Source organism: Variovorax sp. NFACC27 (assembly GCF_048301545.1).
Taxonomy (GTDB): domain Bacteria; phylum Pseudomonadota; class Gammaproteobacteria; order Burkholderiales; family Burkholderiaceae_C; genus Variovorax; species Variovorax gossypii.
The window spans coordinates 2,559,472-2,576,150 of record NZ_CP157613.1 but is presented as its reverse complement, the minus strand read 5'-3'; the positions used below and the strand labels follow the sequence as shown (position 1 = coordinate 2,576,150).

At 69.6% G+C, this 16,679-nt stretch carries 15 protein-coding genes; 5 read left to right on the top strand and 10 right to left on the bottom strand.

Features of this window, described 5'->3' with window-relative positions; translation table 11 throughout:
* Nucleotides 1-31 precede the first annotated feature (31 nt).
* A complete protein-coding gene (locus ABL840_RS11980; protein WP_418116357.1) occupies nt 32-1,231 on the top strand; it encodes an epoxide hydrolase family protein in 1,200 nt (399 codons plus the stop codon).
* 11 nt (nt 1,232-1,242) lie between these two features.
* Here the strand turns inward: ABL840_RS11980 and ABL840_RS11975 are convergent, their stop codons facing one another.
* The 4 genes from ABL840_RS11975 to ABL840_RS11960 all read right to left on the bottom strand — a co-directional run bounded on the left by ABL840_RS11975 (nt 1,243) and on the right by ABL840_RS11960 (nt 8,851).
* Nucleotides 1,243-2,313 (bottom strand): sensor histidine kinase, encoded by a 1,071-nt coding sequence (locus ABL840_RS11975; RefSeq protein ID WP_093300988.1) that lies wholly within the window; start codon nt 2,311-2,313, stop codon nt 1,243-1,245.
* Between the two features lie 159 nt (nt 2,314-2,472).
* Nucleotides 2,473-2,853: a response regulator transcription factor gene (locus ABL840_RS11970; protein WP_093300990.1), complete on the bottom strand. Its 381-nt coding sequence runs from the start codon at nt 2,851-2,853 to the stop codon at nt 2,473-2,475.
* Nucleotides 2,854-2,978: 125 nt separating this feature from the next.
* Complete coding sequence (locus ABL840_RS11965; RefSeq protein WP_093300991.1) at nt 2,979-3,626, bottom strand: response regulator; 648 nt, start codon at nt 3,624-3,626, stop codon at nt 2,979-2,981.
* 41 nt (nt 3,627-3,667) lie between these two features.
* Nucleotides 3,668-8,851 carry a trifunctional serine/threonine-protein kinase/ATP-binding protein/sensor histidine kinase gene (locus tag ABL840_RS11960; protein WP_418116256.1) on the bottom strand — a complete coding sequence of 1,728 codons (5,184 nt, stop codon included), beginning with the start codon at nt 8,849-8,851 and terminating at the stop codon, nt 3,668-3,670.
* A 369-nt stretch (nt 8,852-9,220) separates the two neighbouring features.
* On the opposite strand from ABL840_RS11960, the gene ABL840_RS11955 reads away from it, so the two are divergent.
* Nucleotides 9,221-10,033 carry an alpha/beta fold hydrolase gene (locus ABL840_RS11955; protein WP_093300993.1) on the top strand — a complete coding sequence of 271 codons (813 nt, stop codon included), beginning with the start codon at nt 9,221-9,223 and terminating at the stop codon, nt 10,031-10,033.
* Nucleotides 10,034-10,061: 28 nt separating this feature from the next.
* On the opposite strand, the gene ABL840_RS11950 is transcribed toward ABL840_RS11955, so the two are convergent.
* Complete coding sequence (locus ABL840_RS11950) at nt 10,062-10,853, bottom strand: transporter substrate-binding domain-containing protein (RefSeq protein ID WP_093300995.1); 792 nt, start codon at nt 10,851-10,853, stop codon at nt 10,062-10,064.
* Nucleotides 10,854-11,156: 303 nt separating this feature from the next.
* On the opposite strand from ABL840_RS11950, the gene ABL840_RS11945 reads away from it, so the two are divergent.
* A complete protein-coding gene (locus tag ABL840_RS11945) occupies nt 11,157-11,378 on the top strand; it encodes a hypothetical protein (RefSeq protein ID WP_143042919.1) in 222 nt (73 codons plus the stop codon).
* A 12-nt stretch (nt 11,379-11,390) separates the two neighbouring features.
* Here ABL840_RS11945 and ABL840_RS11940 read toward each other — a convergent pair whose 3' ends face one another.
* The gene (locus tag ABL840_RS11940) at nt 11,391-11,522 is read right to left on the bottom strand and encodes a hypothetical protein (RefSeq protein ID WP_418116356.1); all 132 of its coding nucleotides are present in this window, start codon (nt 11,520-11,522) and stop codon (nt 11,391-11,393) included.
* A 355-nt stretch (nt 11,523-11,877) separates the two neighbouring features.
* Here ABL840_RS11940 and ABL840_RS11935 point away from each other — a divergent pair, with 355 nt between their 5' ends.
* Together ABL840_RS11935 and ABL840_RS11930 are read left to right on the top strand one after the other, a co-directional pair.
* Nucleotides 11,878-12,717 carry a phosphate/phosphite/phosphonate ABC transporter substrate-binding protein gene (locus ABL840_RS11935; RefSeq protein ID WP_093199315.1) on the top strand — a complete coding sequence of 280 codons (840 nt, stop codon included), beginning with the start codon at nt 11,878-11,880 and terminating at the stop codon, nt 12,715-12,717.
* An 83-nt stretch (nt 12,718-12,800) separates the two neighbouring features.
* Nucleotides 12,801-13,505, top strand: coding sequence for a glutathione S-transferase N-terminal domain-containing protein (locus tag ABL840_RS11930; protein ID WP_093300998.1), 705 nt, complete (start codon nt 12,801-12,803; stop codon nt 13,503-13,505).
* Nucleotides 13,506-13,511: 6 nt separating this feature from the next.
* On the opposite strand, the gene ABL840_RS11925 is transcribed toward ABL840_RS11930, so the two are convergent.
* From ABL840_RS11925 to nthA, 4 genes are all read right to left on the bottom strand, one after another.
* Nucleotides 13,512-14,768 (bottom strand): glutamate carboxypeptidase, encoded by a 1,257-nt coding sequence (locus ABL840_RS11925; protein WP_418116255.1) that lies wholly within the window; start codon nt 14,766-14,768, stop codon nt 13,512-13,514.
* Between the two features lie 174 nt (nt 14,769-14,942).
* Nucleotides 14,943-15,305: a nitrile hydratase accessory protein gene (locus ABL840_RS11920; RefSeq protein WP_093301001.1), complete on the bottom strand. Its 363-nt coding sequence runs from the start codon at nt 15,303-15,305 to the stop codon at nt 14,943-14,945.
* Nucleotides 15,302-15,967: a nitrile hydratase subunit beta gene (nthB, locus tag ABL840_RS11915; RefSeq protein ID WP_093301003.1), complete on the bottom strand. Its 666-nt coding sequence runs from the start codon at nt 15,965-15,967 to the stop codon at nt 15,302-15,304. The genes ABL840_RS11920 and nthB overlap by 4 nt, the downstream gene beginning before the upstream one ends.
* Complete coding sequence (nthA, locus tag ABL840_RS11910; protein WP_093301004.1) at nt 15,964-16,626, bottom strand: nitrile hydratase subunit alpha; 663 nt, start codon at nt 16,624-16,626, stop codon at nt 15,964-15,966. The genes nthB and nthA overlap by 4 nt, the downstream gene beginning before the upstream one ends.
* Between the last annotated feature and the right edge of the window lie 53 nt (nt 16,627-16,679).

Genomic DNA, 16,679 nt, shown 5'->3' with positions numbered 1-16,679 from the left:
CGCGGCGTCGGCGGCCTCCAGTGCCTTCGCCATGTTGCGGCCGTCCAGCGCCTCCGGGCCCGACGACACCTCGGTGCGGCCGTTCCGCATCAGCGTCGACCGCGAAGCGCTCGCAGACCTGCGCCGTCGGCTCGGCGCCACCCGTTGGCCGAGCGCCGAGACCGTCGCCGACGACTCGCAGGGCGTGCGGCTCGCCACGCTGCGCTCGCTGGTGCGCCACTGGTCCACCGACTACGACTGGCGCAAGGGCGAAGCCCGGCTCAACGCCGTTCCGCAGTTCGTGACCACCATCGACGGCCTCGACATCCAGTTCGCGCACATCCGCTCGCGCCACGCCGATGCGATGCCGCTGATCATGACGCACGGCTGGCCGGGCTCGATCTTCGAACTGCTCAAGGTCGTGGGCCCGCTGACCGACCCCACAGCCCACGGCGGCCGCGCGCAGGACGCGTTCCATCTCGTGCTGCCCTCGCTGCCCGGCTTCGGCTTCTCGGGCCAGCCCAAGGGCACCGGCTGGGACTCCAACCACATCGCGCGCGCGTGGGGCGTGCTGATGGCGCGCCTGGGCTACAAGCAGTTCGTCTCGCAGGGCGGCGACTGCGGCTCGGTCATCTCGCATCGCATGGCGATGCAGAAGGTGCCGGGCCTGATGGCGATCCACGTCAACATGCCGGGCACCGTGCCCGCCGAGATCGCCTCGATCCTCGCCGCGGGCGGCCCCGCGCCCGCCGGGCTGTCGACCAAGGAGCGCGCGGCCTTCGACAAGCTGGACGACTTCTACAGGAACAGCTCGGGCTACTCCGCGATGATGGTCACGCGGCCGCAGACGCTGGGCTACGCGCTGGCCGACTCGCCCGTGGGCCAGGCCGCATGGATCTACGACAAGTTCGCCACCTGGACCTACTCGGGCGGCGTGCCCGAACGGGTGCTTGCGCGCGACGAGATGCTCGACGACATCTCGCTTTACTGGCTGACCAACAGCGCGACCTCGGCCGCGCAGATCTACTGGGAAGACCATTCGAACAACTTCAACGCCGTCGACATCTCGCTGCCGGCTGCCGTGACGGTGTTTCCCGGCGAGATCTACCAGGCGCCGCGCAGTTGGGCCGACCGCGCGTACCACGACCTGATCTACTGGAACGAGGTCGACACCGGCGGTCATTTCGCCGCGTGGGAACAGCCGACGCTGTTCAGCCAGGAAGTGCGCGCGGCGTTCAGGTCGCTGCGCTGACCGGGGTTGCGTCATGCGACCACGAGCGGCAGCGTGAGCCGTGCCTCGAGCCCGCCGCAGCGACGGTTCTGCAGCTGCAGGTCGCCCTGCATCGAGCGGGCCAGGCGCCTGGCGATCGCGAGGCCGAGACCCGACCCGGTCTTGCCCTCGGAACCGCCCTGCCCTGCCCGGACCCATGGCGCGAAGACCGCCTCCATCTGTGCCGGCCGGATGCCCGGCCCCGAGTCGACCACGGCCAGCACGAGGCTCGTCGAATCGATGCGGGCGCAGACCCGCACGTCGCGGCCGTAGCGCAGCGCGTTGTCGATCAGGTTGGCGAGCACGCGGCGCAGTGCGAGGGGACAGGCCATCACCGGCTGCCCGATGCGGCCGTCGAGGACGATCGCCCGGCCGGCCTCGCGATAGTCGCGCATCATGCTGCCGAGCAGGCCGTCGGCATCGACGCGCTGCAGCGGCTCGGCCACGCTGCGCTGCATCCGTGCGCTGGCCACGCTGGCCTCGACCAGTTCGCGCATCTGGGCAAGGTCGCGCTCCATGGCTTCGCGCAGCGCATGGTCCTCCAGCATCTCGCAGCGCAGCCCCATGCGGGTCAGCGGCGTGCGCAGGTCGTGCGCATAGGCGGCCTGCACGTCCAGGTGCGCCACGTCGCGCTCGGCCTGGCGGCGGCGAAGGTTGTTGATCGCGCGCGCCAGCCGCACGATGGCGCGCGGGCCGCTTTCGACGAGCTCGGGCACGCCGGCGCCGCTGCCGCGGTGCTCAATGGCACGCGCCAGGCGCGCCGCACCCGCACGGTGGTCCATCGCCTCCAGCCAGAGGAAGACGGCAAGCAGCATGAGGCCGACGAGCACCGACACGCACACGATCCATCGCAGGCTGTCGTCGAGCGGGCAGCTCAGCGGCGACAGCGTCGCGGCATGGACGTTCTGCCCGAGCGTGGCCACCGCGATCGCGCGCGCCGCAACCAACGCCAGGCCCTGCGAACGGCGAGCGGGTTGTGCAGTTTTTGAAACAGCCCCGGCGCGCGCGTCGGATACGCACGCCGGATGGAAGGAACTGATGGATGCGCGGGACTTCTTCGTCATTGGTTTTCTCCTGCTGCCGGCGCACGGGCCGGCATGGGAGAGATGACATCACGCGAGGGGGAGCGCACACCATTGCATCAGCGTTTGTCGCACCCCTACGAAGGTTTACCCCTTCATGCGCCGGAGTAGCGCGAGGCCGGCTCGCCCCTCCTTGGCGCTTCAGTCCCGGCTCAGCGCGCGGCCGATCCAGGCCTCGAGTTCGGCGGCGTCGATCGGCTTCTCGATCAGGCAGAGGGCGGCGCTGGCCTGCACGCGCTCCCGCGTGCGGGCGTTGGCGAAGGCGCTGATGAAGATGACGGGCGGGCGCAGCCCCTCGCGTTCGAGGCGTTCGACCAGCGCGATGCCGTCCATGGCCGGCATCTGGATGTCGCAGACGAGGCAGCGCGTGCGCGCGGGAACGTCGGACGCAAGGAAGTCGATGGCCGACTCGAACGCGCGAGCCTCCCATCCGAACGAGCGAACGAGACTGCTCGTCGCGGCGCGAACGAAGGGATCGTCGTCGACGATGGAAACGAGTTCGATGGCTGCTGACAGGGACAAGGAGGAAGCCCGTTCTCTACCCCGGGGGTTTCCGGTGAAGGCACAGGAACATTCCCGCCCCTGCCCAGGATTGCAGGATACCGGCGCCGGCGCGCGGCGCCATCATCCATAGGTATGGCACCGCCTCAGCAGGCGCTCTCCACCACACCCAGCGCCTCCATCCTGCGCACCAGTTCGGCGACCGAGCGCGCGTTCATCTTGCGCATTGCCTGGCCCCGGTGGATCTTGGCGGTGATCTCGGCGATGCCCATGCGATCGGCGATCTGCTTGTTCATCAGGCCGCCGGCCACGTGCTGCACCACCTCGCACTCGCGCGGCGTGAGCGATTCCCAGCAGGCACGCGCCGCCTGCATCAGGCGCGCGCTCTCGAGGCGCCGCGCATCGCGGTCCAGCGCGGCGATCACCGCGTCGATCATGTCCTGGTCGCGGAAAGGCTTCGCCAGGAAATCCACGGCCCCGGCCTTCATCGCCTTCACGGTCATGGCGATGTCGCCGTGGCCGGTCATGAACACGATCGGCATGTGAGGCTCGCCGCGCTCCAGCAGGGCCTGCTGGAAGGAAAGGCCGCTCTGGCCGCGCAAGCGCACGTCCAGCACCAGGCAGGAGGGCTCGCCGGAGCGCGGTGCGGCGAGGAATTCCTCGGTCGTGGCGAAGGCGTGCACCGCCAGGTCGATGGAGCGCAGCAGGCTGCTCAGCGCATCGCGCACGAGTTCGTCGTCATCGACGATGAATACGCAACGAAGGGGTGCCTGAAGTGGATCGGAAGGACGCATGAAACGAAACGTTGGTGAGGGCATCGGGGTCGCCTGCCCTTTCATCGATGGCCTGGGCCCGGCCGCGGCAGGCTGAAGACGGCGCGCATGCCCGTGGGCTCGCGCTGCCGCAGCTCGAGCGTTCCGCCGTGCGCATCGAGGATCGACTTGCAGATGGCCAGCCCCATGCCCATGCCGTTGGACTTGGTGGTGAACAGCGGCTTGAGCAGATGCTCCGCCGCCCCGAGGACGACGCCCGGCCCGGCGTCTTCCACCACGATGCGCACATGCTCGTCGTCGTGCACGCAGGCCATCGACAACGGGCGCGGGCCGGGTGGGAGCGAAGCCATCGACTCGGCCCCGTTCATCAGCAGGTTGACCGCCACCTGCTGCAGCTGCACTCGGTCGCCGTGCACGGCCAGCGGCGCGTCCAGGCCCGTCGTCTCCAGCGTGACGCCCATGGTGTCCAGCGCCCCGGCGACCAGCGTCGCCGCCTCGCTCAGGGCCTCGCCGAGATCGAAGACTCCGAACTGCGGCTCCGCGTTGCGCGCCTTGGCGCGAAGGCCCTGGATGATGGTGCGGGCGCGCAATGCGCTCCTGCTGATGTGCGTGAGCATCTCGCGGGCCTCGCCGATGTCGGGCGGGCTGCGGTCGAGCCAGCGCAGCGCGGCGCTGGCCGAGGTGTCGACCGCGGCGATCGGCTGGCCGACCTCGTGCACGATGGAAGCCACCAGCTCGCCCATCGCCTTCAGGCGGGTCGCACGCTCGAGCTCTGCGAGCGTGCTGCGCAGCTGCTCCTCGGCCTGTGCGCGCTGCTGGTTCTGGTCGATCAGTTCCTCGTACAGCCGCGCGTTCTCCAGCGCGAAGGCCGCCTGCGAGGCGATCACCTCCAGCACCTCGGCCTTGGCGGGCGTGAACACGTGGGAGGCCAGGTTGTTCTCCAGGTAGAGCACGCCGACGAGCATGGCGTGCCGCATCAGCGGCACGCACAGGATCGAGCGCGGACGCCGGCGGCGGATGTAGTCGTCCTGCGCGAGCGACGCGCTCTCGCGCGCGTCGTCCACCACGATGTGCTGCTGGGTGCGCGCGACCGCCTGGACGATGGAGACCGGCAGCGTCCCGGCATCGAAGGCAACGCCACCCTGCGTGAGCGTGACGGCACCGTCGAGCACCCGCGCCTGGGCACGCACCTGCCACGCCTCGTGCCGGAACAGCGCCAGCGTGCCGGACTCGGCCCCGGCGTTCTCGAGCGCGGTGCGAAGCAGCGTCTCGACCAGGCGGACCGGCACGATCTCGCCGGCGAGCGCCGTCGAGATGCGCAGGACGGCCTGCGCATCGAGTCCCTGCATCCGACGCGTGTTCGGCACCGGGTCCTCGATCTCGAAGAGCCCCGGGTGGGAGGCCTGCAGCTGGCGCACCTTGGCCGTGGCACCCCAGCGCTGCCACGCGCCGCGTGCGTGGCGCAGGTTGCCGTGGGCCGACAGGTCGTCGCCGCGCCCGGCATGAAAGGCCGCGGCATGCTCGGCCGCCAGGGCCTCGACCTGCGTGAAGCCGTGGCGCCGCGCATGCGACACCGCCCGCGCATAGGCCTCCACCGCCGCGAGCGGATCGCCGTCGATGCGGCACATCTCCGCGCGCACCAGCTGGAAGCGGGCCAGGAAGTTGGCCGGGCAGGCCTGGCTCCAGGCCTGGAGCTGCTTCACGTCCCGCTGCAGCGCGGCCTGCTGCGACGCATCGCGCGCCGGGAGCGCGAGCAAGGCGAGCGCGCCGTAGAACGGCAGGTCGCCGCTCTCGGCGAAGGTGCGACCCGAGGCCGCGCAGGCTTCTGCCCGGTGGCGTGCCTCGATCGCCTCGGCGAGCCTGCCGCCGAGGAGCGCGGCCTGCAGCCTGTAGACCCAGTAGGCGAAGTCGACGAGCGTTGCGGGCTGGTCTTCCCGCGGCGGGCTGGGCTGTTCTTCGCGATCGCCGATGGTCCCGTCCTGCAGCTGCGCCAGCAGCACCTTCTGGGCCAGCAGCGCCTCGATCACGAGCTGGAAATTCGCGTCGCGTGCAACGGCCAGCCCGCGCTCGACCGTGTCCCGCACGTCGCCGAGGTATTCGCCGGCGAAGAGCATGCCCGTGGCCTGGTTGCGCCCGCAGTAGATCGCGAAGGTGTGGTCGCCGCTCGCCACGGCCACGTCGTAGGCGCGCCGGATGTAGTCGCGCGCCGCGCGCGCCGGCTGTGTCCATGGAACCACCATGGTGCCGAAGGTCATGTAGACCCGGCCTCGGTACTGGGCGAGCCCGCGCTCGTCGACCAGGTGCAGCGCGAGCGCGCCGAACTCCCGCGCGGCGGCGTAGTTGCCGTAGCGCACGCCGAAGACCTGCGTCATGCAGACGTAGCCGTCCGCCGAAGCGTCGGAGTGGCCTTGCGTGATGTTGAGGCCGATCATGCGCAGCAGGATCAGGTCGACCAAGTTCTGGTCGGTGTACAGCGCCGGCGGAATGAGGTCCGCGAAGATGTCGGTGATCGCACGGCGCAACGGGTCGGCCACGACGGGCAGCTGGCGCAGGGCCCCGATGCCGTGCCGGTCGATCCATTCCTGCAGCACCGCGTGCTCGCGGTCGACCGCCGCGGCATCGGGCCGCCTCGGCATGACGATGCCGGACTTGCGCAGGAAGGCCAGCCCCACGTCCAGCGCCCGGTCGAAGTTGCCGAGCGTGGTGTACAGCGCCGCGCGCAGGCGCGCGAGATCGGCCCCGAAGATGCCGTCCCCCGCGACCTCCTCCAGCGCCGACAGGCGGCCCTCCGCGGCCTCCAGCGCCCCGGTCATGAACTCGGCCTCGCCGCAGAGTGCGCGCGCGTGCAGGCCGTCTTCGCTGGTGTCGGCTTCGCCCAGGAAGGCGAGCGCGGCGCGGAAGAAGCCGAGCGCCGAATGGTGGGCGGTCGCGGCCTTCGCCTGCCGGCCGGCCTCCAGGTTGAGCCGTGCGAAGTCGCGTCGCTCCTGCGGTGCCTCGACAGCCGGGCGCGCGAGGCCGGCCTGCGCTGCGAGCGAGAACACCCGCGCGGAGTCGGACGCATGCCGCAGCTGGCGGCGCACGATCTGCAGATGCATGCGCGGCCGCTCCCCGGGCGGGATCGAGGCGTAGGCGGCTTCGCGGATGCGGTCGTGCCAGAAGCTCCAGTCCTCACCGTCGCGCTGGATGCTGCCTGCCTCACGCGCACTGTCGAGTGCAGCCTGCAGGCGCCTGTCCGCATCGGTTCCGGGCTGCACGTCCATCGCCAGCGCGAGCTCCTCGCCCGAAGTCCGGTGACCGAGGCATGCCATCACGCGCAGGACCTCCTGCGTCGCCGCGGGCAGCTGTTCGAAGCGGCGCGCCATCAGGTCGCCGACGGTATCGGCGCCGGGGTGGGACGCGAGCTGTTCGAGGCTCCAGCGCCACGAGGCGGTCTCCGCGTCGTAGGCAAGCAGGCCATCGTCAGCCAGCAGATGGAGCAGGTGCCGGGCGAAGAGCGGATTCCGCTCGGTCTTCCGGCCGATGAGGTCGGCCAGTTCGCCGACGACGCTCGCGTCCTGCTGCAGCGTGAGCGCGATCATTTCGCGCAAGGCGCCCTCGTCCAATGGACCGAGCTCGATGCGCACGGCTTGCGGCACCTCCGCGAGCCGGCCCGCGCGCAGCGGATGAGCCGCATCCACCTCGTTGTCGCGGAAGGTTCCTATGAGCAACAGCGCGGCATCGTCGTGCTGGTACAGCAGGCGCTCGAGCACCTGCAGGGTTTCGACGTCGGCCCACTGCAGGTCGTCGAGCAGCATCACGAGCGGACGCGTGGGCGCGGCGAAGCATGCGATCAGCCGCGCCATGCCCTGCAGGACGCGCTCGCGCTCGAGCGCGGGGGCCGCGTCGGGGGGAGCGGGCACGGGCTGCCCGGAAGGCGCGCCGAGGATGACGCCGAGCGCAGGCAGCAGGCCCGCCAGGGTCCGCTCCATCGGCTTCGCGGCGGCGGCGATGCGATTGCGCCAGACCGCGAACTCTTCGTTCGCGCAGCCGATCACGTGCTGCAGCAGCGGATCGAGCGCCTCCACCAGCAGCGCATACGGCTTGCCGCGGCGCCCCTGCTCGCTCTTGGCCGCGGCCAGCAGCGGCGCGCCCGGGCGCTGCATGCGGGCCACCGCCTCGCGCAGGAGCGTCGACTTGCCGATGCCCGACGGGCCCGAGACCCAGGCCGCGCGCGAACGGGCGCTGTCCGCGACCTCGCGGTAGAGCGCGAGCAATGCCTGCAGCTCGGCGTCGCGTCCCAGCACGAGGCCCGTGCCGCCGGGCTTGCGCAGGGCCGAATGGGCATCGAGCGCAAAACGGGGAATGCGCCCGTGCTGGCGCAGCAGGGTCTCGCAACGCCGCAGGTCCGCCAGCACGCCGGCAGCGTCCGCGTACCGGTGCTCCGGCGTCTTCTCGAGCAGCTTCATGACCAGCAGCGAGAGTTGCTCCGGAAGCCCCGGCACCAGCTCGGCGGGCGCACGGGCGACGCGGGTCGCATGCGCGTGCACGCGCGCGGCGGCGTCGGCGCCCTCGAAAGGAAGCCTGCCGGTCATCGACTCGTAGAAGATGCAGCCGAGCGCGTTGAGGTCGGCCCGCGCATCCACGCGCAGGTTCATGCGCGCGCCCAGCTCCGGCGCCATGTAGTTAAAGCTGTCCTCGTCCCAGGAGAGCTGGTCGTCGCCTGCGACCTTGTCCTCGCCGCCGAAGGTGGCTGCCTGGCCGAAGCCGGTGAGGCAGGCCCGGCCGTCTTCGCAGAGCAGCATGCGGTCGGGCGTGAGCGCGCGATGCAGCACGCCGGCCGCATGCATCGCGCCCACGGCGGCGGTGAGGCGCAGCGCGAACGCGACGAAAGCGCCCGCATCGGTACACGGTGCGCCGCTGCGGGGAAGCGGCTCGCCGCCGGGGTCCTTCAGGATCAGCAGGAAGCTCTCTCCATGGGGCACCAGCGCGACCGGCACCGCGGCCCATTCGTCGCGAAGCACGTGGCGCAACGAGTACTCCCGCTGAAGCAGCGCGGCAGTGGCCGGCGTGGTCTGGCCGCGCCCGGCCACGAGCGAGGAGGCCACGCCGTGCGCCCGTGCGCGCTCCAGGCGCGGCGTGCCTGCGCCCAGCTCGCGAAAGTCCCGGTATCGCACCGACGAGGTCCCGTGCTGCGCGACAACGGGAGCATCCGGCAGGACTGCTTCTGCGTCTTCTTGTCCGGGGGGTTCCTGATGTTGCATGGGCATGGATGTGGGCCTCTGCGGCCGGCCGGGCCGCGAAATGCGTGGGCGCGAGCGGAGCCCGCCGTTGTTCTTGTTTCTCCCCGTCTTCGGGCGCACTCGGGCGCATACGGGGTGCACTCGGGTACGGATGCCATTGGAACTCCGCCGATCGCGAGATTGGCGCTGCGGTCGTTGGCTGGTGTTAGGCGTTGTTAGGCGCGGGCATGCGCCGCGGCGGTTTCGGCCGGTCCGCTTGAAAAGTAATGTCACCGCACGCCCCTCGGACACACAGGCATACAGACCGGGCCGGACTTGCTTCGCATCGCCCATAGATTCAGCGCCATCGACCCGGGTCGATCCTGTTTCCACAAGTCCAACCAAGGAAGAATCGTCATGAAGAAGTTCTCTCGCCGCCTCGCCGCGACCCTGATGGCCCATGCGCTCGGCCTGGCCGCGCTGGCGCCCCTGCACTCGTTCGCGCAGCCGGCGGACCCCGCCTCGTCAGCCAAGCCCACGATCGTGCTCGTGCATGGCGCCTTCGCCGATTCGTCGAGCTGGGACGGCGTGGTGCAGCGCCTGCAGGCACGGCACTATTCCGTGATCTCCGCCGCGAACCCGCTGCGCGGACCATCGTTCGATGCGGCGTATGTCGCCGGCATCGTCGATGCGGTGAAGGGGCCCGTGGTGCTCGTCGGGCACTCGTACGGCGGCTCGGTCATCTCTGCAGCCGCGAACGGCAAGCCGAACGTGAAGGCGCTGGTCTACGTGGCAGCCTTCGCGCCAGAGGCCGGCGAAACGGCGCTCGGCCTCACGGGCAAGTTCCCGGGCAGCACGCTCGGCCCCACGCTGGCGCCGGCGGTGCCTCTCGCCGATGGCGGCAAGGACCTGTACATCCAGCAGGACAAGTTTCCCGCGCAGTTCGCGGCCGACGTTCCGCTCGCCAAGGCGCGCCTGATGGCCGTGGGGCAGCGGCCCATCGCCGAGGCGGCGCTGAACGAGGCGGCGCAGGCTCCGGCATGGAAGTCGGTGCCGTCATGGTTCGTCTACGGCGATCGCGACAAGAACATCCCGCCGCAAGCCATGGCCTTCATGGCGCAGCGCGCGAATGCTCAGAAGACGGTGGTGGTCAAGGGCGCATCGCACGTCGTGATGACCTCCCAGCCCGAGGCGGTCACCAGGGTGATCGTCGAGGCGGCCGGGCACTGAGCATCTGCGCCCGCCCGGTTTCAGGGGCCTACTGCGGCAACTCTCCGGCCGGGCGCTCCAGCCACTTCATGGACAGCCGGTCGAGCTCGCCGCTCTTCTTCGCCTCGTCGATGATGGCGTTGACCCTCTGCCTCAACGCGTCTTCGCCCTTGGTCACGCCGATGTAGTTCGGGCTTTCCTTGAGCAGCAGCTTGTACGTGGTGCCCAGCGCGGGGTTGCTGACCATGATGGTGTTCGCGACCGACGCGCCCGTGGCGATCAGCTGCGCCTGCCCGGAAACGAACGCCGCGACGGTGCGAGTGTTGTCGTCGAAGCGCCTGACGTCGACTCCCGGGGGCGCGACCTTGTTGAGCTCCTGGTCCTCGACCGAGCCGCGCGTGACCGCGATCGACTTGCCCGACAGGTCCGCGAAGCTCCTGATGTTCAGGCTCTTCGCGCCGAAGATGGCCTGGTAGAACGGCGAGTACGCGGCGGTGAAGTCGATCTGCTTCTCGCGGTCAGGGTTCTTGCCCAGGGTGGCGATCACCAGCGCGGCCTTTCTCTTCTGCAGGGTCGGGATGCGGTTGGCGCTGGTCACGGGAATCAGGTCGACCTCCACGCCGAGCTTGCTGCCGATGTAGTTGGCCATGTCGATGTCCAGGCCGTGCATCTTGAAGTCGCGGTCCATCGAGCCGTAGGGCGGGAAATCGGGGGGAACCGCGATGGCGATCTTCCGGTTCTTCAGGATGGTGTCCAGCGCGCTTTGCGCATGGACCGCACCGGTTGCCATGAGGGCGCCGAGAGCCAGCCCCAGAACGAATTGCAGTCTGCCGAGTTTCATGATGCCTGAACGATGACGAGTGGTTGTGGGTTTGATGTCGAGCGCTCGGCCGGGGCCGGCCGCGCAGGCCACGAGCCGCACGAACCGTGCCAGTGGTATACAAGACTCGTGCACCGCAGGAGAAGGACAAACGTGGTGCGCAATTCGCGAACCAGCCCCCGATTCAGGGAGCGGAGCCCCACATTGGGGACTTCGCGCATCCCATGTTCTGGCGATGAAGACATGCGGCAAACCCGTAGGCTCGGGACTGCACGGAGCGCGTTGTTTTCAGTGAAGCCCCAGACCCTCATCACCATCCGAACCATGATCGAGACAGAGACGCTGCCCGATGAAGAACTGGGTGCTCAGGCCACGGAGTGGCGTCGGCGGGCGTTGCAAGGCGAACTGCACGCCCGCGGCATCGCCCATCAGCTGGAGGCCGAACTGCGCCGGCGCGCCGGCGTCCACCGTCCCGGCTACGACACGCTCGACTTGCGGTCGCTTGAGCACCGGCAGGGAAAGCGGCCCTGGTGGAAGCCCTGGTGACCGTGCTTCCGCTCAGGCGCCGAACCACTTGTTGTTCATCGCCTGATGGAGACCATCCGATGCGCCGTCGCCCACCCACGCCACGCAGCCATCGGGCCTGACCGGCACCGCGGTCGGCGCGGCGACCGTTCCCGGCGCGGGCAGCTCCCACTGACCGTCACGCAGCTCACCTTCGGCACCTCGCCCTCGGTGCTGCCCATGGCCAAGGTCTCATCTCTTTTTCCTCCGGTTGAGGACGGCAGGAGCCTGCGTGTCCCCGGACTCCGGTCGCGTCGGACAAAGCTGGTGCGCCTCGTATTCCGTCCCCGACAGGTGGCGGGGCGTGCTGCCGCCCGAGGCTGGCCCGTTGACCCGCGTCAATGCGCAGTCCGTAGCACGAACCTACTATCGGCCGCCATCGACGCGCCATCGATCGCACGGGACTGGTGCACCAGACTGGATCAATGTAATAATTTAGTTACAAAATTCACAACCACCCTCCTCCGAAGAAAGCCCCGCCATGCAACGCCTGCCCCTTCATCCTTCGCTTCGCACCACCGTCCGCGTCGCCGCGGGCGCGCTTCTCGCGGCGAGCGCCTCGGCGCACGCCTTCGTGATCGGCGTCAGCGAAGGCGTGAGCTACGACGTGTCCGACGCGCAGATCACCGCCCGCTTCGAGCCCATCGCCGAGGTGCTCTCCAAGGCGCTCAAGCAGCCGGTGACGGTCAAGGTGCTCAACTCGTACAACGGCGCGCGCGAGGCGCTGAAGCAGCAGCAGGTCGACCTTGCCTTCGTGCATCCCTCGCACGTGGCGCTCGGCGCCATCAAGAGCGGGCAATACAAGGCCTTCGCCTGGACCACCGGCTACACCGACTACAAGGTGTCGTTCCTGTGCAAGGAGCAGCAGCCGATCTCCGACTGGAAGAGCGTGGCCGGCAAGCAGCTGGTGATGCCCGACGCGGACTCCATCACCTCCGTCATCACGCGAGCCATGCTGCGCGAGCAGGGCCTGCAGGGCGCGACGGCCGTGAAGGTGACGAACACGCGCTTCCAGGAGGCGGTGCCCTTCTACGTGCAGAACGGCTTCGCGGCCTACGGCGCGACCGCCGCCTCGAGCGTGGTCAAGACCTGGAAGGACGGCGGCGGCAAGATCTGCGCGGAATCGCGTGCGGTGCCGATCAAGCAATGGCTCGCGTCCAGCAAGCTCGACGCGGCCACGGTGAGCGCGGCGCGCGACGCGCTGCTGGGCCTGGCGCAGACCGACGCGGGCAAGCGCGCGCTGGCGGCATCGAGCTACGTGGGCTTCGTCAAGCCCTCGGCCGACGTCGAAGCCTCGCTGATGAACTGGCTCGGGATCTGATTGGGGCAAGACCGCACGCGCACGCCCGGGTGACGGCCCGGGCAGAATCCTGCGCTTGCAGTTTGCCTCTCAAGGACCCTTTCATGACCGACCTCTCGAGCTTCCCCATCACGAAGAAGTGGCCCGCGCAGCACCCCGACCGGCTGCAGCTGTACTCGCTGCCCACGCCCAACGGCGTGAAGGTGTCGATCATGCTGGAGGAAACCGGCCTGCCCTACGAGCCGCATCTCGTGAGCTTCGAGACCAACGACCAGATGTCGCCGGAATTCCTGTCGCTCAATCCGAACAACAAGATCCCGGCCATCCTCGACCCCGACGGCCCCGGCGGCAAGCCGCTGGCACTCTTCGAGTCGGGTGCGATCCTCGTGTACCTGGCCGAGAAGACCGGCAAGCTCATTCCGCAGGACGCCGCCGGCCGCTACGAGACCCTGCAGTGGGTGATGTTCCAGATGGGCGGCATCGGACCGATGTTCGGCCAGCTCGGCTTCTTCAACAAGTTCGCCGGCAAGGACTATGAAGACAAGCGCCCGCGCGACCGCTACGTGAACGAGTCGAAGCGCCTGCTGGGCGTGCTCGACAAGCGGCTCGCCGGCCGCGCATGGATCATGGGCGACAGCTACACCATCGCCGACATCGCCACCTTCCCCTGGGTGCGCAACCTGATCGGCTTCTACGAGGCGGGCGATCTGGTCGGCTTCAAGGACTTCCCGAACGTCGCGCGCGCGCTCGAGGCCTTCGTGGCGCGCCCCGCCGTCGTGGCGGGGCTGGGCATTCCGAAGCGCGGCTGAGCGGCCTCAGTTGCTGCTGCCGGACAGATCCATCAGCATGCGCGAGAGCAGGTAGAGCCGCGGCACCACGCTCTCGACTTCCGCGTATTCCTCCGGCGTGTGGATGCCGCCACCCACGATGCCGAAGCCGTCGAGCACCGGCACGCCGACGCCCGCCACAAGGCTCGCGTCGGCCGCACCGCCGCTGCTCTCGATGGTGAGCTTCTTGCCGATCTCGGCGTAGATGCCTTCGGCCATGGTCACCAGCTTGTCGGACGCGGGCGAGCGCGGCATCGGCGGCAGGCCGCGGATCAGGCGCACGCGCACCTCGGTCTCCGGAATGAGCTTGTTCTGCGAGATGCGGACCAGGTCCTTCTCCACGCGGTCGAGTTCCTCGGGCGTGGCGGCGCGCACGTCGCCCTTGGCGCTGGCCGTCGCGGGGATCACGTTGGTCGGGCCATTGGCCGTGAGCACCGTGAAGTTGACGGTGGTCTTCTTCGCCGCGTCGGCAGTCTTCGACAGCTGCAGCACCTGGTGCGCCACTTCCATCGCCGCGTTGCGGCCCGCCTCGGGCGCCACGCCCGCGTGGGCGGCAAGCCCCTTCACCTCGACGAGCGCGGTGGCCGAGCCCTTGCGCTCGACCACGAGGCCGTCGGCCGGGCGGCCCGGCTCCAGGTTCAGCGCCACGTCGTGCTGCTTGGCCACGCGCTCGATGAGCGCGCTGGTGCCCACGGAGCCGGTCTCCTCGTTGGTGTCGAGCAGGAAGGTGATCTGTCCATAGTCCTTGAAGCCGATCTGCTGCAGGATCTTCAGCGCGTAGAGGCCCGCCACCACGCCGCCCTTGTCGTCCATCACGCCGGGGCCGTAGGCTCGGCCGTCCTTGATGTAGAAGGGCTTGGCCGCGGCCGTGCCTTCCTTGAAGACGGTGTCCATGTGCGCGAGGATCAGGATCTTCTTCTTGCCCTGGCCCGTCAGCGTGGCCACCACGTTGGTGCCGGGATGCGGATCGGCCGGAAAGGTCTCGATGCGCGCGCCGAGCTTGCGCAGCTCTTCCACTGCCAGCTCGCGCACCTTGGCCAGGCCCGCGGTGTCGGCCGATCCCGAATCGATGTTGACCATCGTCTCCAGCATCTTCAGCGCGCCGTCCTTGCTCTGCGTGGCCGCATCGAGCACGCCCTGGTGCGGCTTCTGGGCCATCGCGCTGCCGGCGAGGAACGCGCATGCGAGCGCGGCGCACTGGGCGACGACGAGCATGCGGCGGCGGGCGGGTGCCGCGGATTTCATGGCCGAAGGAGCCGGGAAGGGAGCCGGGGAAAGATGGCGCGAGTGAGTCGTCATGTTGTCCGTTCTGTTGATGGAAAGCCGGGAGAGGCGCGGCAGGCTACCACCCGCCTCGCGAACGGATCAAGCTCGCGGCGCGGGTGCTGCCGCCCGCACTCTACATACGGCGCAGGCACCTCAGCCGGGAAAGTCTTCCCCGCGCAGCTCGATCGGCTGGCCGTGCGGCGTGCGACCGGCCGCGTGCTCCCAGGCATGACGGTAGCGGGCGAGCTCGTCGCCTGAGCTGGCGCCCTTGCGGGCCACCAGGCCTTCGAGAGCGGCGAGCCAATGGCGGTAGTAGGTGGTGCCGTTGTCGGGATCGCCCGCTGCCTGCGCAGTTGCGATCTGCACGGCCAGCGCCTCGGCCCATTCCGGCCAGGTGAAGAGGCCGCGCTCGTGCAGCGCCAGCGTCATCGCGAAGGCCTGCGCTTCCCAGGGGGCGTTGAAGACGGGGCCGTCGGCGTCGCGAGGCATGCCGGGCGAAAGAGGCATGCCGCTCATGCCACCGCCTCCAGATAGCTTTCCCACGCATCGACCGACACCGAGAGGTTCTGGCGCGGCGCATCGTCGCCCCACAGCTCGGCTTCGTCGAACTCCACCGTGTAGAGCCACTGCGGCTGCTCGCCGAGCCCCTGCGCGTTCGTGTCGGCGAACACGTGCGCGCCGTGCACGTGGACGACGGTGCCGCGCTTGCCCTGCACATAGCCCGGCAGCCGCGTGTGGTGGTCGACCTTGCCCAGGTGCATGCGCACCGGCTGTCCCGGTGCGAAGCGTGCCGGGGCCGGCGCCGGTCGTTCGGTGGGCGAGCCCTTGGCGAGGACGGCGGGCACATTGGCCGCCTGCAGCACGCGGGCCACGGGCGCGGCCGCGTGGCGCATCTCCCCGCTCTCGATCTCGTCCGGAAAGACCTGTCCGCGCTGCAGCATCAACTGCTCCAGCGCGGCGAGCCATATCTGGTAGTAGCTCAGTTCGCGATAGTCCGGCAGCGTCTCGCGCACGGCACGGCTCGCGTCGATGTTCCACGAGCCCGTCGCGCCCATGGCCAGCACCAGCGCCAGCGCGCGCGGCTCCCAGTCGGCGTGGAAGAGTTCGCCTTCGGCTTCGGGCACCACCTTGCCGAAGCCCGGCTGTCCGCCGAGGTCGGCCTTCGTCACGTAGCTCATGCGGCGCTCCCCGATTCGGCAGGCGCGCCGGCCAGCCGAGTGCCGATCATCGAATCGCGCGAGACCAGCGCGGCAAGCTCTTCTTCGCCCAGGCCTTCGGTGCCGGCGGGTCGCTGCGGAATGACGAGGTAGCGCACCTCGGCGGTCGAATCCCACACGCGGATGCGCCTGCTCTCGGGCAGCGCGGTGCCGAAGTCGGCGAGCACGCCGCGCGGATCCCTCACCACGCGCGAGCGGTACGGCGCGCTCTTGTACCAGGTGGGCGGCAGGCCCAGCACCGGCCACGGGTAGCAGCTGCACAGCGTGCAGACCACCATGTGATGCAGCTCGTCGGTGTTCTCCACCGCCACCATGTGCTCGCCCTGCCTGCCCGTGTAGCCGAGCGAGGCGATCGCCGCGGTGGCGTCGGCCAGCAGCCACTGCCTGAAGGCCGGATCGACCCAGGCCCTCGCCACCACCCGCGCACCGTTGCGCGGGCCGACGCGGGTCTGGTAGGTGTCGATCAGCGCGTCGAGCGCGGCGGGGTCGATGTAGCCCTTCTGCGCGAGCACGCTCTCGAGCGCGCGAACGCGCAGGTCCATCTCGCCGAGTTCGCTGTGTTCGTGGCCGTGGTCGTGGTCGTGATGCTGGTGGTCGTCGTGGGGGTGGTTCGGGCTCATCCGGGCGATGCTACGCCCGGGCACTTAAAATTCGAAGCCTCCCGCCAGATCCC